The sequence below is a fragment of the Psychrobacillus sp. PGGUH221 genome (assembly GCF_042055255.1).
Classification (GTDB): Bacteria; Bacillota; Bacilli; order Bacillales_A; family Planococcaceae; genus Psychrobacillus.
This window is the reverse complement of the sequence record NZ_JAQMHQ010000011.1, coordinates 13,543-30,870: the sequence shown is the minus strand read 5'-3', so window position 1 is coordinate 30,870 and position 17,328 is coordinate 13,543. Positions and strand designations below refer to the sequence as shown.

The window sequence follows — 17,328 nt, the reverse complement described above, 5'->3', positions numbered from 1 at the left end:
TCTTTAGTGGTGTGACATCTTTTATCTAAGAACTATTATCAGTAACTGTTGGTTAATAACGAAAGGGGATTGTTGTATGGATAGTAAAATGAGATACGAGCTACTATTTAAAAATATTAACCAATACAACACCGGGGATACGGGTATCACAAGAATTGCTTATACGAATGAAGAGCAAACTTGTACACACGCATTTATGCGTATGTGTATGGCGGAGCAGTTAGATATTAGAATGGATCCATGTGGAAATGTTATTGCAAGAAGGCAAGGTAAAATAGACGGACTTCCACCTGTCGTCATGGGTTCTCATTTGGATACTGTGTATCAAGGTGGAAAATATGATGGGGTAGTTGGAGTCACAGCTGCACTTGAAGTAATTAGACGGTTAAATGAAAAAGAAATTATTACTGATCATCCAATTGAGATTATTTCTTTTGCTTGTGAAGAATCTGCTCGTTTTGGTGTTTCGACAGTAGGAAGCAAAGCAATCGCTGGCCAATTTGATAAAGATAGATATCGAAATATAAAGGACAAAGATGGCATTACGATGGAAAAGGCATTTGCACTATGTGCGTTAGATTTTAATGCCGTTGATCAAGCAAGCAGGAAAAACGAACAGTTTAAAGCATTTTTTGAGTTGCATATTGAGCAAGGACCAGTGCTAATAAATACTGGTAAGAAAATTGGTATTGTTACAGGAATAGCAGCACCTGTGCGACTTCATGTGAAAATAAAGGGAACTGCTTCGCATTCAGGAACTACACCTATGAGTATGAGAAAAGATGCCCTTCTTGGGGCATCTGAAATTTCGTTAGCCCTTGAAAAAGCCGCAAAAAGCGAAGAGGCATATGGTACTGTTGCAACGATCGGAGTAATGAATGTTCATAACGGCGCTATGAATGTAGTACCCGGGGATGTGGAAATTAAAATTGACATACGGTCTACTTCCGTAGATTCAAGACGGAGAGTGCTTACTCATTTAGATGAGACGATTAAAACAGTAAAACAAAATAGGCAATTGGATATTGAAAGCATTGAGATTAGTTCAGAAGACCCTGTGCTTCTATCAGAGGAAATAAATGATGTCCTGCGTAATATTTGTGAAGAGAAGAATTTCTCCAACCAAATAATGCAAAGTGGTGCTGGGCATGATGCAATGAACATGGCGAAGTTATGTCCGACAGGCCTAATCTTTATCCCATCTTTAGATGGACTTAGTCATCATCCAAATGAGTTCACACCCATAGATGATATTATGATTGGCATTGATTTGTTGGAAGAAGTGATTCTTCATTATTCTAAAAGTGAAAAATAAATGCCAAAGGAAATTAGATTTTCCTTGGCATTTTTTTATTCCATTAGTCGCATCTTACTCCAGTTTGATTGAATTATTATGATAGATAATTTATCCTATAGTATGAATTGGTTCGATAGGGGGGGTTCTATGAGTTCGGAAAACCATAAAACCGGGGATAGAAGAATTAGAAGAACGAAAAGTATCTTTAAGACGCATTTTATCCGTTTAGTGAGAGAAAAAGGTTATAAAAATGTAACAGTAACAGATATAGTGGAACGTGCAGATTATAATAGAAGTACTTTTTACTTGTATTTTAAAGATAAAGAGGATTTGGCTGAAGAATTAGTAACAGAAATATTAGATGAATTAAATAAAGCATTTCGTCGTCCCTTTGAAGATACAATGATTGTGGATTATAAACTTATTTTGCCTACATCGAATGCTTTTTTTCAACATATATATGAGCAAAAATATTTCTATGGTCTTTTAAAAATGGAGGATACAATCCCAGGGCTTCAAGAGAAATTTTTAAACAAATTTAAAGAAATATTTCATGCAATTACCTATATAAACAATGAAAACAAAGAAATAAAATTGGATCATTTTAATACGTATAAGATGTACGGATCTTATGGCGTTATATTAGAATGGATTGAGGGTGGTTGCGTAAAATCACCAGAAGAAATAGCGGATAATCTTTTAGAAATATTTAAGACAAAAGAAGTTTTGTTTAAGTTTAAATAAATATATAAAAAGTACAAGGTGCATGTATCCAAGGAGGGATTATGCATTTTTTTATTGAACTAATAAAGATGTGTTTTCTGATGAAGCTTTTAATACGTGCTGAGGAGGGGGATAAATGGATAATTTCATACTGAGTACTGAAAGATTAGTATTGAGGAAAATGAATAGAGATGATATGGAGAGTCTATTGAAAATATTCGCAGACCATGAAGCAATGAAATATTATCCATCCACGAAAAACGAAAAGCAGACGATTGATTGGATTGAATGGACAATAAATAATTATGCAAAGCACGGAGTAGGACTCTGGGTAGTAGAGGATAGAGTATCTGGGGAGTTTCTTGGACAATGTGGAATTGTTCCTCAAGAAATAGATGGAATAGTTGAAATGGAGATTGGTTATCTGTTTGTTAGACGTTTCTGGGGAACTGGATATGCCACCGAAGCTGCATTAGCTTGCAAAAATTATGGATTCGAACAAATGGGATTACGGAAGATGGTTTCATTAATTGATGTAAATAATCTTCCATCAATTAAAGTTGCTGAACGAATCGGTATGAAAGTAGAAAAGACTGTTCATAAATGGGATAAAGATGTATTTGTTTACTCTGTATCCTATCATCAAGAAGATTAAGCTCGTTCCCTTTGTTATTTTCTAAAATACAAAACCAGCTATTCATAAAAATAGCTGGTTTTAGTATTATCATTTTTTCTCTATTTGAGTTTCTTTCGCTTCTAACTTGTTATCATCTTTTTCTTCATCATTTATAATATCTCGAGTAGAAGTTTTAAATTCTTTTAATGTTTGTCCAACAGCTCTACCTAATTGAGGTAACTTCGACGGACCAAAGATGACAAGAGCTATAATCAAAACGAGTATTAAACCCGGTATCCCTATATTTGGCATGGAATTTCCTCCTTCTATAAATGGAATCCCTTTTAATATAACACACTTAGTAAGAAAAATGAGAAAGAGAGTCTCTTCAACCATTATGGTAAAGGATGTAACTTCTATCTGCAACAAAATCTATTCAGAAAAACGTTGACTAATTCTGATAGAGAATTGTATTTATTTTGCAGTATTTAATTGACCTCCACCGTTTTTCAAGAACTGAATAATTCCTTCAGAAGCACGATAAGTAAGCGCTGCTACTGTTGGTGTTGGGTTTGTAGGTCCAAAGTGAGGAAAAGCGGAAGCTCCACAAACGAACAAGTTATCTACATCCCACATTTGTAAGTAGTTATTGACTGCAGAGTTTTCAGGACTGTCACCCATAATGACACCTCCAGCATCATGTTGGAAAGTAAATCGTCCTCCGAAGTGCTCGGCCATTGGAATTGTATCGATAATGTCAGCACCCATTTCTTTCACTACTTCAGCGCATTTTTCCACTAAAAATTCATTTCTTTTATGATCGTGCTCTGTGTAATCGAAAGTTACACGAATTAATGGATCCCCATTGTCATCTTTGTAGGTTGGATCCAAATCGAGATAATGATTTTTATGAGGCAAGATTGCTCTTTGAGAAACGACCATTAAATTTCGGTAATAATAGTGTAAGGAATTCTTTTTGAACTCTTTCCCCCACATTGGCGTACCCATTGGAACTGGATTATTTGCAATAGGTTCGTTGCCCATTAAGTGCATTTCAATTTGTCCGCCATGGATGAAGTCTACATTGTTATGGTCAAAATTGTCTGCATTGAAGTCGTTGTATGCAGATCCAAGTGAACCAGTACCGATGTAACTATTGAATTTCTTCTCTTCAAAATAACCAATTGCCCCAGTAATTGTATGGTGATCGGTATAGTTTTTACCGATTATACCCTCACCTGTTTTTGGGTTATAAGGTTTTCCGATGCCAGACAACAATAATAATCGTACATTATTAAAAATATAGCTTGTTAAAACAACAACATCTGCTGGTTGTTCAAATTCTTCACCAGTTCGAGTGTCTTTGTATAAAACCCCAATTGCTTTTTTTCCGTCATATAAAACACGTGTTACTAAAGCATTTGTTCTAAGCTCAAAGTTACCAGTTTTTTTCGCAGTTGGAATCACTGTTACGATTGGGTCAGCCTTTGCTCCATATTCACAGCCGTAGTTACCGCAGAATGCACAGTATTGACATGCATTTAATGTTTCCCCATCTGGATTTGTATATGCTTCTGAAACGTTAGCTGTTGGTACTACAAATGGATGGTAGCCAAGCTTTTCTGCTGCTTCATGGAACATTTTCATTTGAGTTAATTTTTTTAATGGTGGTGTAGGGTAATCGATTGAACGTGGTCCTGCAAGTGGATCTACTTCGCCAGAAATACCAGCCATCTGTTCGAACTTTGAATAATATGGTTCAATTTCGTCATATGTAAGTCCCCAGTCTTGGATTGTTACCCCATCAGGAATTTTGTTTTCTCCATATTTCTCTATAGTTTTACTACGTATTTCAAAGTCGTACGGGAAATAACGATACGTTTGTCCACCCCAGTGTGCACCACCACCGCCAGTACCAGTACCAACTACAAATGCATTTTCGTCACGAACTGGCTTAGCAACTTCATCTAATTTATTTCGAAAAGTAATCGTATCTTTCGTTAATTTTTGCATTAATTCTTTGTGAATATTATATTTTAGTTCATCGTGTCCATGTAAATAATCTTCGATTGTTCTTTCTACACCACGTTCTAAACCGACTACTTTGTAGCCAGCTTTTGTTAGTTCAGCAGCAATGATACCACCTGTCCAACCCATACCTGTTGTAACTACGTCAACTTTAGGTAATTTTGTAACCATCACAATAGCCTCCTAGTAATAACTAATTATTAATGTTGCTTGTGTCCACCTAAACTAATAGGATCTATTAAAACAAATTCATCTTTATCCAAATAAGCTGTATAAGACATTTGTGCACCCGGAAATTCTTTCATTTTCCAACCAGCCATGTTTTTATTACCTCCATATAGAGGATCTGCAAAACAACCTTGTAACGTAAGAGTTCTAAGTAAACCGAAGAACGCAGCTGAGTTGACTAGCTCCATTTCTACTTTTCCTGCTTCAAAGGATGTTAAAATAGCAATTTGTTGTTCTTCTGTTAAATCTTTAAAAACTGTACCGTCATGCTCTTTTTCTGCAACTTCATTTAGTTTTCGTACGCCTTGTAACATAATCTCACTCTTATCTAGAGCGATTTCCCCTTTTTGAAAAGGACCTTTTCTATAATCGTCTGCATTACTTCCCCAAGGACTAGCTAATTGTTTATCGATAAAGAAAGGTGCACCTAGTGAAATGGCACCTGGACCATGTTCATCTTCGGGGTAAATAATTTCGGTAGCAGCACTAAGTGCCTCAAAATCCTTTTGACGTACGAAAAACTGACGAGTTTCACTATAGTCGACAGTTGCATGACTAGCTCCATCAACTGCTTTCGTTATATTCTCGGGTTTTCCTGCAACGAGGCTTCCAATAGCCCCCCCTAGTACAAGTCCACCGACTGTTAATCCAGAATTCTTAATGAATTTTCGTCTGGAAGAACGCTTATCTAAAATAGAACTTTTCTTTTCTTGTTCTGACATAATTTAATCCTCCTAATATAAATTGAGCTTATTAGTGTATAATTGCGTGCCAATTATAAACTAATGAAAATAAACCAGTACACACTAGTAAAGATGCAAGAAAGTATGTATATTTTTTCCCTGTCCAACAAAGGACAATGATGAATAGCCCAATCCCGAATCCTATTAATACAAACCAAGGAAACTCGGTATGATAGAAATAAAGAAAAAGGGCAAAATCAGCTACTAAGAATAAAGCGAAGAACACTTGATTTAGTAGGGATAATTCTTCTCTGTTATATTGAGTCACATTACTTCTCCTTTACATATAAATCGAAACAATGAAAGCTTAACAATATTGTGACAAAGCAACAATCATTAAAACGATACATAATGACTACTCACTCGACATTATCATTAGGACTGTTGTATAGAAAGTGAATTTAAAATATTCAAATAGATAATAGGAATTACATATAAAGTAAATATTTTTTCTAGTCGTTAGACCTATAGAAGAGTGATGCTATATTTCGTGTTAGGACATGTTAAAAGATATACGTCTCGAGACGTATTTTCTTTCCTTCTCAAGCCCGTTTGGAAAAAATTGCGAATGATGGATGATTAGAATAGAAGATTCGGGGGCAAAATGTTTCCTGTGAACGGGGTGAGGGAAATGAAGAAGAACATTTACATTATGTTAAGTAATACGGGTACTTTGTTTTCAAAGGCTATAGGTGTATATACAAGAAAAGAAATGAATCATACATCTATTGCTTTTGATGAAGAGCTATATGAAATGTATAGTTTTGGTAGGAAAAATAAAAACAATCCTTTTAACGGAGGATTTGTTAAAGAGGAAGCTACAAATGGACTATTTAAGCATGCGACATGTGCGATTTATAAATGCCAGGTGACCACCCAAGAATTTAATCGAATGCAAAATAAAATCCGTCAAATGGAACGACAAAAAGAGCTATATAAATATAATTTAATTGGATTATTTGGTGTGGCGATGCAACTAAAATTGGAACGAGAGCATGCCTTTTTCTGCTCACAATTTGTTGCAACTATTTTGAGTGAGTGTGAATCTACAAAGTTACATGTTCCTCCTTGCTTAGTTCAACCTCATCATTTTGAACAACTTTCCAGCTTAGAACTTATATATAAAGGAAAACTACAAACGTATGTATCTAGCAAAAGAGGGATGGAAGAGTCACTACAAGTTAATGCATGGGATAAGTATGCGTTTTTCATGCAACATTAATCTTTAATGGGAATATTTACTTCAAAATCGGGAAAGTATATAGAAGTATGAAAATCTATATAACTTTAAGGAGGATGAAGTGTGGAAAAAGATCAATCTAACTTGGAAACGAATATTGAGGAAGAGGATACGCTTACGAATAGACAAGGGCATCCAATTACCAACAACCAAAACATTAGAACAGTAGGTAATAGAGGCCCAGCAACCCTTGAAAATTATGATTTCATTGAAAAGATTAGTCATTTTGATAGAGAGCGTATTCCAGAGCGTGTCGTACATGCTCGCGGAGCTGGAGCCCATGGCTACTTTGAGGCTTACGGTAAAGTTGGTGAGGAAGAAATTTCAACATATACTCGTGCTAAGTTATTTCAAGAAAAAGGGAAACAAACGCCCGTTTTCGTTCGATTTTCATCCGTAATTCATGGCGGGCATTCTCCAGAAACATTACGAGATCCTCGTGGATTTGCTGTAAAATTCTACACAGAAGATGGTAACTGGGATTTGGTTGGAAACAATTTAAAGATTTTCTTTATTCGCGATGCGATGAAGTTTCCAGATATGATTCACGCCTTTAAGCCAGATCCAATTACAAATATCCAAGATTCAGAGCGCTTCTTTGATTTTTGTGCCAGCTCACCGGAATCATTTCATATGGTAACGTTTGTTTATTCTCCATGGGGAATTCCTGCAAATTATCGTATGATGCAAGGCTCGGGGGTAAATACTTACAAATGGGTGAATAAGGAAGGTAAAGCTGTCCTTATTAAATACCATTGGGAGCCAAAGCAAGGAATTCGGAATTTGACCCAAAAAGAAGCAGAAGAGATTCAGGCAAAAAACTTTAATCACGCGACACAGGATTTATATGATGCGATTGAAAAAGGGGATTTTCCTGAGTGGGAGCTTCTCGTGCAAATAATGAGTGATGATGACCATCCTGAATTGGACTTTGATCCGCTGGATGATACAAAGCTTTGGCCAGAGGATCAGTTCCCTTGGAAGGCTGTAGGGAAAATGGTCTTGAATAGAAATCCAGAAGACTATTTTAATGAAGTCGAGCAAGCGGCTTTTGGAACAGGTGTATTAGTAGATGGACTCGATTTTTCTGATGATAAAATGCTTCAAGGAAGAACTTTTTCTTATTCCGATACACAAAGACATCGTGTAGGAGCGAATTATTTACAATTACCAATCAATTCACCAAAAAAACGTGTGGCAACCAATCAAAGTGGAGGTCAAATGTCTTACAAACGGGACATGGGTACATTCCAAAATCCACATATCAATTATGAGCCATCTATTTTAGATGGATTGCAAGAAGCAGAGCAAATTGGTGAAGAACATACACCGATGATTAATGGAAATTTAGTACGTCAATCGATAAATCGTCAAAGCAACACGAAGCAAGCAGGAGAAACTTACCGTAGATTCGAGGAATGGGAAAGAGCAGAACTTATTTCCAATCTCGTGAATGATCTTGCTAGCTGTGATAAAAGAATACAAGAAAGAATGATTGCTCTTGCAGAAGAAGCCGATAAAGATTATGGTCATCATCTAAGAGAAGGTCTAAAGAAAGCACCAAAAGGTGGGTCAACCAACAAACCACTGGGCAATATTGATGGAGATGAAGCACCAGAACAGGCAATTCAGAAGAGTAACGAAGCAGAGCCATATTAATTAAGACAGCCTCCCTTTCTAAGAATTAGAAAGCGAGGCTTTTTTTAAGAATTTACAAATTGACTTTATAGGAATGAAATAGTATAAATACTATAAGTTTAATAGGTATTATTCTAATGAGAATTTTTTCAGAGAAACTATACTAAATAAGGAGGAGCTAATACTATGTCAAAAATATATATTATCCATGAAAATGATGAGTGGACTGTTCATTTAACGAAACGATTAGAAGAATTGAATCTTCCTTATGAATCTTGGCATCTTGATAAAGGAATTGTAGATTTAACTTCGGAACCTCCACAAGGTGTATTTTACAATAGAATGAGTGCTTCTTCTCATACAAGAGGACATCGGTATGCACCTGAGTTGGCAGGGGGAGTACTTGCTTGGCTGGAGTTCCATGGACGACCTGTATTTAATGGAACAAAGGCATTAAACTTAGAGTTGAGTAAAATCAATCAGTACACTGCTCTTGAAGCAAGTGGTATTAAAACACCTAAAACGATTGCTGCAGTAGGAGCAGAACAAATTATTTTAGCTGCACAAAAACTTGGGAAAATGCCATTTATCACAAAGCATAATCGTGCTGGTAAAGGACTAGGTGTTCAACTATTTCAAACGATTGAAGCTTTAGAAGCGTATGTGAATGGTCCGTTGTTTGAAGAACCAGTGGATGGAATTACGTTAATTCAAGAGTATATCCAATCACCAGAGTCCTATATTACAAGAGCAGAGTTTGTTGGCGGAAAATATGTATATGCTGTGAGAGTAGATACCTCGGAAGGATTTGAACTATGTCCCGCAGATTCTTGCCAAATTGGAGATGCTTTCTGTCCTGTTGGAGAAGAACCAGCAATGAAGTTTGAGATCAAAGAGGATATAGATGCTTCATGGATTGAGCGGTATGAATCATTTCTCCAAGTAAATAAAATTGATGTGGCAGGAATAGAGTTTATACGAGATGCAAATGGCGAGGTTTATACGTACGATGTGAACACCAATACTAATTACAATGCAGATGCAGAAGCGAAAAAACAGAAATATGGGATGTTGGAACTTGCTAAATTTTTAGGGAAAGCGTTAGAAAATACAAAAGTTAATGCTTAATGTTATATACGCACTACTTTCGTAAATTGGAAGTAGTCTTTTTTAATTGATCTTATATAACACGAAGTATCTCAGGAAATCTCGGAGTATCTCAGAAAATCGCGGAGCATCTCAGAAAATCTCAGGAGTATCTCAGAAAATCTCGGAGTATGTCAGAAAATCGTGGAGTATCTCAGAAAATCTCGGAGTGTCTCAGAAAATCTCGGAGTATCTCAGAAAATCTCGGAGTATCTCAGAAAATCTCGGAGTATCTCAGAAAATCTGGAGTGTCTCAGAAAATCTCGGAGTATCTCAGAAAATCTCAGAGTATCTCAGAGAATCTGGAGTGTCTCAGAAAATCTCGAGAGAATCTCAGAAAATCTCGGGAGTATCTCAGAAAATCTCAGAGTATCTCAAAAAATCCCGGGAGTATCTCAGAAAATCTCAAGAGTATCTCAGGAAACCCGAGAGTATCGCAAGAATCGCTTACTTGTAATGAGCTTTTTCGTTTAAAGGACTTCTAAAGAGGAAACAGATAGGGTAGGAGGTTTTAACATGAAAAATTATGATGCGGTTATAATTGGATTTGGTAAAGGTGGAAAAACACTTGCTTCTGAGCTTGCAAAGCATGGGAAGAAGGTTGCGGTTATTGAAAAGTCTTCTAAAATGTATGGAGGCACCTGCATTAACATTGCTTGTATCCCAACTAAATCACTCGTTCATTCAGCGGACAAAAGAAAATATTCTGAAACACCGAAAGAACAATTTTACAAAAATGCTATTGCTAAAAAAGATGAGTTAACTTCTTTATTACGAAATAAAAACTTTCAACTGTTAGATGATCAAGAAAATATTACAGTGATAACAGGTGAAGCGATTTTCTTAAACGATGAAAAAATTCAAGTGAAGACTTCGGAGGAACAACTTGAAATAACAGCGGAGCAGTTCTTTATTAATACTGGTGCCACACCAATTATCCCAAAAATCGATGGACTAGAAGATGCAAATTTTATATATGATTCCACAACCCTTCAAGAGCGTGAGGAGCTTCCTGAAAAACTAATTATTATTGGCGGGGGCTATATTGGATTAGAATTAGCTGTCATGTATGCAAACTTCGGTTCTGAGGTAACGGTTATCGACGGGAATAAGAATTTTCTTCCAAAGGAAGACCAGGACATCGCACAGGAAGCATTGAAAGTAATGGAGCAAAAAAAAATTAAAATTATCTCCAATAGTAAAGTAGAATCTGTAGAAAATCAGGATGATGGAGTAATTGTTACTTACAAAGAAAGTAACAAAAGTAATTCAGTATTTGGAAATGCAATTTTACTTGCGACAGGAAGAAAGCCGAATACAGAAACATTAGGGCTTGAGAATACTACAATTAAAGTGAACGATCGTGGAGCAATCGTCGTGGATGATTCGCTTAAAACTACCGCAAATAATAGTTGGGCTTTAGGCGATGTAAATGGAGGACCACAATTTACATATATTTCGTTAGACGATTTTCGAATTGTAAAAAACGAGTTATTTGGTGACGGGTCCTACACGAAAAAAGAACGAAATAACATCCCTTATTCTGTTTTCATTGAACCTGTATTATCTCATGTAGGTCTTAATGAAAACATGGCAAAGGAAAAGGGGATAGACTATAAAGTTGTGAGTATGCCCGCAGCAGGAATACCAAGGGCTCGTATTGTTGAACAGACAAATGGATTGTTAAAGGCGCTTATCGATCCCGAAACAAACGAGATTTTAGGATGTACATTATTTTGTGAAGAGTCCAGTGAAATGATTAATATTGTAAAAGTAGCAATGGATGCAAAGCTTCCTTACACTTTTTTACGAGAAACGGTTTTTACACACCCAACTATGAGTGAATCGCTTAATGATTTGTTTTCGAAAGTGGAATAACGAGTATGCATTGACTCCCTATCTAACTTCTATAAAATAGAAATATAAAGGGAGTGTTTTGAGATGAGTTTACTTGCTTTCGGTGCTATTTCATTAGTTATCTTATTCGGATTGTTTGTACTAGCGATTGCAATTTTTGTTTTATTAAGAATGTCAAAAAAGTAAAAAAGGGTGAACCACTATGCGATGGTTCATCCTTTAATAATAAATTGACAAGGAGAAAACCAAATGAAGCATATTTGTATAATCGGTGGTACAGGAATGCTAGGGGATGTTACAAAGTGGTATGCGGAAAAGGACTGTATTGTTTCAGTGGTTGCGAGAAATAAAGAAAAACTAAATCGAATGAAATTTTCTTGTTCAAAGCCAGATAATATTAAAGAAATTATAGTAGATTACTGTGATTCCAATACATTGCAAAAATTATTGAAAAATAACATCCACAAATACGGCCGATATACAGAGTTAGTAATTTGGCTGCACGAAGATGGATTAGCTTCACTTGAAACTATATATAGATTGTTAGATGACCAAAGTAGCATTTGGCACATAATAGGAAGTCAACGCGATGCACAACAATTTCGAACGCAATATCAACCATCCACAAAGATTGGTTATCATCTTATTCAATTAGGATTTCAAAGAGAAAATAATAGGAAAAGATGGTTAACGAATAATGAAATAGCGAATGGAGTTATCCATTCGATTCAAACAGGACGTTCTTATAATTTAATTGGGGAGCTGTCGACTTAATAGGGTCGACAATTTTACATACTTACTAAGGTAACAGTATAATTGAAAAGGCTTTAATATAGACAAAGTGACCTGGTCAATGGATCGGGTTTTTATTTTTGGAGGAAATAGGAATGAAATTAGTTTCTTGGAATGTGAATGGAATAAGAGCCTGTGTGCAAAAAGGATTTTTAGATTATTTTTATGAAGTGAATGCGGATATTTTTTGTATACAGGAGACGAAGCTGCAGTTAGGACAAATTGATTTGCAGTTAGATGGATACGAACAGTATTGGAATTATGCAATGAAAAAAGGTTACTCGGGAACAGCGGTATTTACCAAAATTAAACCACTTTCCGTAAGATATGGAGTGGGGGATTTTGAGTCGGAGGATGAAGGTAGAATTATTACACTAGAGTTTGAGGACTTCTTCTTAGTAAATGTCTATACTCCAAATGCGAAGCGCGATTTAACGAGACTGGCTTATCGTTTAGAGTGGGAAGACGAAATGCGAGCCTATTTGATACAACTGGATTCGTTAAAACCTGTCATCATGTGCGGGGATTTAAATGTAGCGCATGAGGATATAGATTTAAAAAATGCTAAATCTAATAGAGGAAATTCAGGTTTCACTTTAGAAGAACGTGGTAAAATGACGGATTTACTTGCCGAGGGCTTCTTAGATACTTTCCGTTATTTTTATCCGAATCAAGAAGGTGCTTATTCGTGGTGGTCATACATGAATAAAGTAAGAGAGCGTAATATTGGCTGGAGGATTGATTATTTTATTGCTTCTAAAAGATTGGAGCTAAGATTAAAGAGTGCATCCATCGATGCACACATACTTGGCAGTGATCACTGTCCTGTTCTTTTAGAAATTGACTAGCTTAGATGAGAAATATTCAATATATTACGAGAAAGGGTATAATACTTTAGCTAAATAGAGTACAATATTTTTAAATAAAATATTCTGGAGGTTCCTATAGATGAATGCTTTAGCCGTACAATTAAACGAGAAAATGCAAAAAGAAAATCCTGCAATTTATGAAATGTTATCTGACTTAGGGAAGAACTTATATTACCCAAAAGGTATTTTAAGTCAAAGTGCGGAAGCTGGAAAAAAAGCGCATCGCTTTAATGCAACAATCGGGATAGCTACGGAAAATGGAGAACCAATGCATTTTCGTCATATACAAGGGAAGCTAGATTATAACCCTAAAGATATATATCCTTATGCACCACCACAAGGTAAAGAGGCACTTCGTTCACTTTGGAAAGAAAAGCTACTAGTAGACAATCCATCTATGAAAGACAAATCTATTGGTACACCGATTGTGACGAGTGCTCTTACTCATGGTCTAAGTATTGCAGCTGATTTGTTTATGGATGCTGGTGACGTACTTGTTACACCAGAACAGTATTGGGGAAACTATAATACCGTTTTTCAAATTAGAAGAGGTGGCAGCGTAGAAACATTTCCATTGTTCAATGAGAATGGTGGGTTCCATGTGGAAGCTTTCCGTGAGACGGTTGCTAAACAAAAGGAAAAAGCAATTGTGCTATTGAACTTTCCAAATAATCCAACTGGCTATACACCTTCCATTGAGGATGCAAAAGCAATTGTTCAAGTATTAAAAGATGTTGCTGAAACAGGGACAAAATTAGTCGTTCTATTAGATGATGCATATTATGGATTGTTCTATGAAGATTCGATTAAAGAATCACTATTTGGTTTATTAGCTGGAATTCATTCGAATATTTTACCAGTAAAAATTGATGGTGCAACAAAAGAAAATTATGTTTGGGGATTCCGTGTAGGATTTATTACGTATGCTGCTACTCCAGATGTATTGGATGCGCTAGAACAAAAAACAAAAGGAATCATTCGAGGAACGGTTTCAAGTGGTTCTCATATTTCTCAAACGATTCTTTTGGAATCACTTCAATCAGAAGAATTTTTAAAAGAAAAAGAAGAGAAGTTCCAAATCATGCAAGGAAGAGCGGTTAAAACAAAACAAGTACTTGCGAACGAAAAGTTTGCACCTTATTGGACGTACTATCCATTTAACTCTGGTTACTTCATGTGCTTGAAATTAAACAATCTTGATGCTGAAACGTTAAGACTTCATTTGTTAGAACAGTATGGAGTTGGTGTCATTGCAAGTAATAAAACCGATATTCGTGTTGCATTTTCATGTGTAGAGGAATCAGATATCGAAGAATTATTTGATTTAATCTATGCAGGTTGCGAAGACCTAACTAAATAAGAAACGACTTATATATAACTGCTCATGAGTTCAATCTCGTGGGCAGTTTTTTTATTTATAGTATGAAAGCGTTAACATTTATCTTGAACTTGAAACATAAACTATTGAATAGGATTTTAATAGATTAAGGGGGTAAGAGATGCGAAGCAGAGGATTATCGGTATGGGCACAAATCTTTATAGGTTCATTAATTGTTTTTGTAGTTTTATTAATGATATATCTAGTAGCAGCTTATGAAAACTTGGATAAAGAGAACGAAAAAGCTCCGTATGTCGGCATAACAGTAAAAGAAGAACCAGAGAAAGAAGAACCAGAGAAAGAAACCAAAGTAGCACCAAGTCCATCTAATCCAGATATAAAAGTGGATTATGCTTCAACAGAATGGACGACGCATGGTGGGGATTACTTTAATAGACGATATTCCACATTGAATCAGATTACTACAGAAAATATTGGCGATTTAAAACCTACTTGGGTAAGTAGTTTAGGTGGATCTGGTGCAGAGGGAAAATATTCAGGTGAAGCAACTCCGTTAGTAGTGGATGGAGTGATGTATATAGCGACTGGGGCTAATGACGTTTTCGCTATAGACGCAAAAACAGGAGAACAAGTCTGGGTATATAAACCAGATATCCCACAAGAGATGGATACAGTATGTTGCGGATGGACAACACGAGGTGTTGCGGTTGGTGACGGCAAAGTATACGTGGGATTGTTAGATGCTCGTTTAATCGCTCTCGATCAAAAAACAGGTGAACTTCTATGGGAAACAGTAGTAGCAGAGTGGGAAGAGGGGTATACAATTACAAGTGCACCACTTTATTATAATGGTAAAGTCTACACAGGCGTTTCTGGTGGAGAGTATGGAATTCGAGGACGTGTGATGGCATATGATGCTGATTTAGGATTTGAAGTTTGGCGATTTTATACAATTCCAGGTCCAGGGGATATTGATGGGGATACTTGGCCTTCTGATAATGATGCATGGTTAACTGGTGGAGGACCAGTATGGAATACACCATCAGTAGATCCGGAGCTTGGTTATATTTATTTTGCGACTGGAAATACAGGACCTGACTTAGATGGTAGTAGTCGTGAAGGGGATAATCTATACGCAAATTCTATCGTAGCAGTGAACGCAGAAAATGGAGATTATATATGGCATTTCCAAGAAGTGCATCATGATATTTGGGATATGGATCCTACCAACCCAGTTATTTTATTTGATGTAGAAATGAACGGGCAGATGCGTAAAGGTCTTGGGCAGGCGGGTAAAACTGGTTGGGTATATTTATTAGACCGAACGGATGGTACCCCGTTAGTAGGAATTGAAGAAAAACCAGTTCCACAAGATGAACGTCAAAAAACAGCTGCCACTCAACCGTTTCCAGTCGGGGATGCATTTGTCCCACAAGGTGTAACGGAAGAAGATGTAAAAAACGATTTAGACCCAGCATTTACAGGTCAAATTGGAAGTATCTTCACTCCGTTTTGGGATGTGCCAATTACACTTAAACCTGGACCATTTGGAGGAGCGAACTGGCCACCATCCGCCTACAATCCTGATACCGAGTATTTTTATGTATTAGGTAATGATCACTACATGTCATTCGAAAGAAGTGAATTAAGTGAGTTTAAGGAAGGTGACGCGTATTTTGGTAGCGTTTTTGGACCTGTTCAAAATGCACCGACAAGAGGGACAGTTACTGCAATCGACGTAAAAACAAATAAAATAGCATGGCAACAAAAATGGGATGCTCTAGCCTATAGCGGTGTGTTAACAACTGCTGGAAATCTTATATTTGTAGGTCATAATGATGGTCGTTTAATCGCTTTTGACGCTAAAACTGGCGAACAAGTGTGGGAATATATGATGGATGCAGGTGCAAATGCGCCGTCTATTACGTATGAAATTGATGGGGAGCAATATATCACCATTTATGCCGCAGGAAACGCCCTTGCAGGTTCAAAACATGGGGATAAAATCTATACATTTAAATTAGGTGGAACTTTACCTGAAGGGCAAGTAATTGATGCATCCGTTAAAATTTCTGATTCGGCAAAAGTTGATACAACGGAAGGTGAAACAGTGAGTGCAAATCCTGATAAAGGAATATCTGTTTATGATGCCAACTGTTTAGCGTGTCATGGTAACCAAGGGGCAAATGGCCACAATGGTCCTAATCTACAAAATAGTAAAGTTGCCGAAAGTAAAGAGCAAGTCATAGAACGACTAACGAATGGTGGAGTATCCATGCCATCATTCAAGGATACATTGACTGCGGAAGAGATGGAAGCAGTTGCAGATTATGTGGTATCAGTAATATCTCCGCAGGGCAACTGATGTAAAAAATAAAATTGTTCAGGAGTTTTCTCTCCTGAACTTTTTTATTTACTTTAACTTCTCTTCGACTTACTTAAAATCAGTCATAAAATGTGACTCAGATTGAAGATAAAACGCAGTTAGCTAAGTGGTTCTCGTTCATTATGTTGATTTTGTTTCATCATTTTCTATTACCTCAAGATTATTCTTCCTCAGTATATAGATAATAAGGTAGCATTTTATTGGTTTGGAGGAGCGTCCGCTCGACTCCTGCGGGAAAAGCGAGACAGACGAGACCCGCATGAAGCGCTAGGGAGGAAGGGAAGGCTAAGGCCGCCTCTTCCTGAGGCAACGCCTTCATGACCAACATCGTGTTGGCCTGAGGAGGCTCGTCGCTCGCCCGCGGAAAGAGAGCGGTAAGCTTCGGAAAACCTGATCTATTCTATATAAATAAACTCGAGTTTGTCT

General features: G+C 36.7%; 15 protein-coding genes. 11 read left to right on the top strand and 4 right to left on the bottom strand.

Annotation, left to right across the window (positions count from 1 at the left end; all coding sequences use genetic code 11):
• Positions 1-76: 76 nt before the first annotated feature.
• The 3 genes from PGC35_RS18095 to PGC35_RS18085 all read left to right on the top strand — a co-directional run bounded on the left by PGC35_RS18095 (position 77) and on the right by PGC35_RS18085 (position 2,675).
• Positions 77-1,315, top strand: a complete 1,239-nt coding sequence (locus PGC35_RS18095; protein ID WP_375220116.1) for a M20 family metallo-hydrolase — start codon at positions 77-79, stop codon at positions 1,313-1,315.
• Between the two features lie 129 nt (positions 1,316-1,444).
• Positions 1,445-2,041: a TetR/AcrR family transcriptional regulator gene (locus PGC35_RS18090; RefSeq protein ID WP_375220115.1), complete on the top strand. Its 597-nt coding sequence runs from the start codon at positions 1,445-1,447 to the stop codon at positions 2,039-2,041.
• Between the two features lie 115 nt (positions 2,042-2,156).
• Positions 2,157-2,675 (top strand): GNAT family N-acetyltransferase, encoded by a 519-nt coding sequence (locus tag PGC35_RS18085; protein WP_375220114.1) that lies wholly within the window; start codon positions 2,157-2,159, stop codon positions 2,673-2,675.
• Between the two features lie 69 nt (positions 2,676-2,744).
• On the opposite strand, the gene PGC35_RS18080 is transcribed toward PGC35_RS18085, so the two are convergent.
• The 4 genes from PGC35_RS18080 to PGC35_RS18065 form a co-directional block, all read right to left on the bottom strand.
• Complete coding sequence (locus PGC35_RS18080; protein WP_053591869.1) at positions 2,745-2,948, bottom strand: twin-arginine translocase TatA/TatE family subunit; 204 nt, start codon at positions 2,946-2,948, stop codon at positions 2,745-2,747.
• 162 nt (positions 2,949-3,110) lie between these two features.
• Positions 3,111-4,835 carry a GMC family oxidoreductase gene (locus PGC35_RS18075; RefSeq protein WP_375220113.1) on the bottom strand — a complete coding sequence of 575 codons (1,725 nt, stop codon included), beginning with the start codon at positions 4,833-4,835 and terminating at the stop codon, positions 3,111-3,113.
• 29 nt (positions 4,836-4,864) lie between these two features.
• A complete protein-coding gene (locus tag PGC35_RS18070; protein WP_275784180.1) occupies positions 4,865-5,614 on the bottom strand; it encodes a gluconate 2-dehydrogenase subunit 3 family protein in 750 nt (249 codons plus the stop codon).
• 31 nt (positions 5,615-5,645) lie between these two features.
• Positions 5,646-5,903, bottom strand: a complete 258-nt coding sequence (locus PGC35_RS18065) for a hypothetical protein (RefSeq protein WP_375220112.1) — start codon at positions 5,901-5,903, stop codon at positions 5,646-5,648.
• 363 nt (positions 5,904-6,266) lie between these two features.
• Between PGC35_RS18065 and PGC35_RS18060 the strand changes: the two genes are divergently transcribed.
• The 8 genes from PGC35_RS18060 (at position 6,267) to PGC35_RS18025 (ending at position 16,881) form a co-directional block, all read left to right on the top strand.
• Positions 6,267-6,857, top strand: coding sequence for a hypothetical protein (locus PGC35_RS18060; protein ID WP_275784185.1), 591 nt, complete (start codon positions 6,267-6,269; stop codon positions 6,855-6,857).
• Between the two features lie 81 nt (positions 6,858-6,938).
• Positions 6,939-8,534 (top strand): catalase, encoded by a 1,596-nt coding sequence (locus PGC35_RS18055; protein WP_375220111.1) that lies wholly within the window; start codon positions 6,939-6,941, stop codon positions 8,532-8,534.
• Positions 8,535-8,699: 165 nt separating this feature from the next.
• Complete coding sequence (locus PGC35_RS18050; RefSeq protein WP_375220110.1) at positions 8,700-9,641, top strand: ATP-grasp domain-containing protein; 942 nt, start codon at positions 8,700-8,702, stop codon at positions 9,639-9,641.
• 534 nt (positions 9,642-10,175) lie between these two features.
• The gene (locus tag PGC35_RS18045; RefSeq protein WP_375220109.1) at positions 10,176-11,537 is read left to right on the top strand and encodes an FAD-containing oxidoreductase; all 1,362 of its coding nucleotides are present in this window, start codon (positions 10,176-10,178) and stop codon (positions 11,535-11,537) included.
• Between the two features lie 228 nt (positions 11,538-11,765).
• Complete coding sequence (locus PGC35_RS18040; protein WP_375220108.1) at positions 11,766-12,290, top strand: Rossmann-fold NAD(P)-binding domain-containing protein; 525 nt, start codon at positions 11,766-11,768, stop codon at positions 12,288-12,290.
• A 113-nt stretch (positions 12,291-12,403) separates the two neighbouring features.
• Positions 12,404-13,156, top strand: coding sequence for an exodeoxyribonuclease III (locus PGC35_RS18035; protein ID WP_375220107.1), 753 nt, complete (start codon positions 12,404-12,406; stop codon positions 13,154-13,156).
• Between the two features lie 100 nt (positions 13,157-13,256).
• A complete protein-coding gene (locus PGC35_RS18030; protein ID WP_375220106.1) occupies positions 13,257-14,537 on the top strand; it encodes an aminotransferase class I/II-fold pyridoxal phosphate-dependent enzyme in 1,281 nt (426 codons plus the stop codon).
• Between the two features lie 139 nt (positions 14,538-14,676).
• The gene (locus tag PGC35_RS18025) at positions 14,677-16,881 is read left to right on the top strand and encodes an outer membrane protein assembly factor BamB family protein (RefSeq protein ID WP_375220105.1); all 2,205 of its coding nucleotides are present in this window, start codon (positions 14,677-14,679) and stop codon (positions 16,879-16,881) included.
• Positions 16,882-17,328 lie beyond the last annotated feature (447 nt).

What these genes read in the sequence shown, in the direction of transcription:
- PGC35_RS18040 (WP_375220108.1), top strand. Translation starts at nt 11,766, where the DNA reads ATGAAGCATATTTGTATAATCGGTGGTACAGGAATGCTAGGGGATGTT.
- PGC35_RS18085 (WP_375220114.1), top strand. Translation starts at nt 2,157, where the DNA reads ATGGATAATTTCATACTGAGTACTGAAAGATTAGTATTGAGGAAAATG.
- PGC35_RS18050 (WP_375220110.1), top strand. Translation starts at nt 8,700, where the DNA reads ATGTCAAAAATATATATTATCCATGAAAATGATGAGTGGACTGTTCAT.
- PGC35_RS18090 (WP_375220115.1), top strand. Translation starts at nt 1,445, where the DNA reads ATGAGTTCGGAAAACCATAAAACCGGGGATAGAAGAATTAGAAGAACG.
- PGC35_RS18080 (WP_053591869.1), bottom strand. Translation starts at nt 2,948, where the DNA reads ATGCCAAATATAGGGATACCGGGTTTAATACTCGTTTTGATTATAGCT.
- PGC35_RS18060 (WP_275784185.1), top strand. Translation starts at nt 6,267, where the DNA reads ATGAAGAAGAACATTTACATTATGTTAAGTAATACGGGTACTTTGTTT.
- PGC35_RS18035 (WP_375220107.1), top strand. Translation starts at nt 12,404, where the DNA reads ATGAAATTAGTTTCTTGGAATGTGAATGGAATAAGAGCCTGTGTGCAA.
- PGC35_RS18075 (WP_375220113.1), bottom strand. Translation starts at nt 4,835, where the DNA reads ATGGTTACAAAATTACCTAAAGTTGACGTAGTTACAACAGGTATGGGT.
- PGC35_RS18070 (WP_275784180.1), bottom strand. Translation starts at nt 5,614, where the DNA reads ATGTCAGAACAAGAAAAGAAAAGTTCTATTTTAGATAAGCGTTCTTCC.
- PGC35_RS18025 (WP_375220105.1), top strand. Translation starts at nt 14,677, where the DNA reads ATGCGAAGCAGAGGATTATCGGTATGGGCACAAATCTTTATAGGTTCA.
- PGC35_RS18030 (WP_375220106.1), top strand. Translation starts at nt 13,257, where the DNA reads ATGAATGCTTTAGCCGTACAATTAAACGAGAAAATGCAAAAAGAAAAT.
- PGC35_RS18095 (WP_375220116.1), top strand. Translation starts at nt 77, where the DNA reads ATGGATAGTAAAATGAGATACGAGCTACTATTTAAAAATATTAACCAA.
- PGC35_RS18045 (WP_375220109.1), top strand. Translation starts at nt 10,176, where the DNA reads ATGAAAAATTATGATGCGGTTATAATTGGATTTGGTAAAGGTGGAAAA.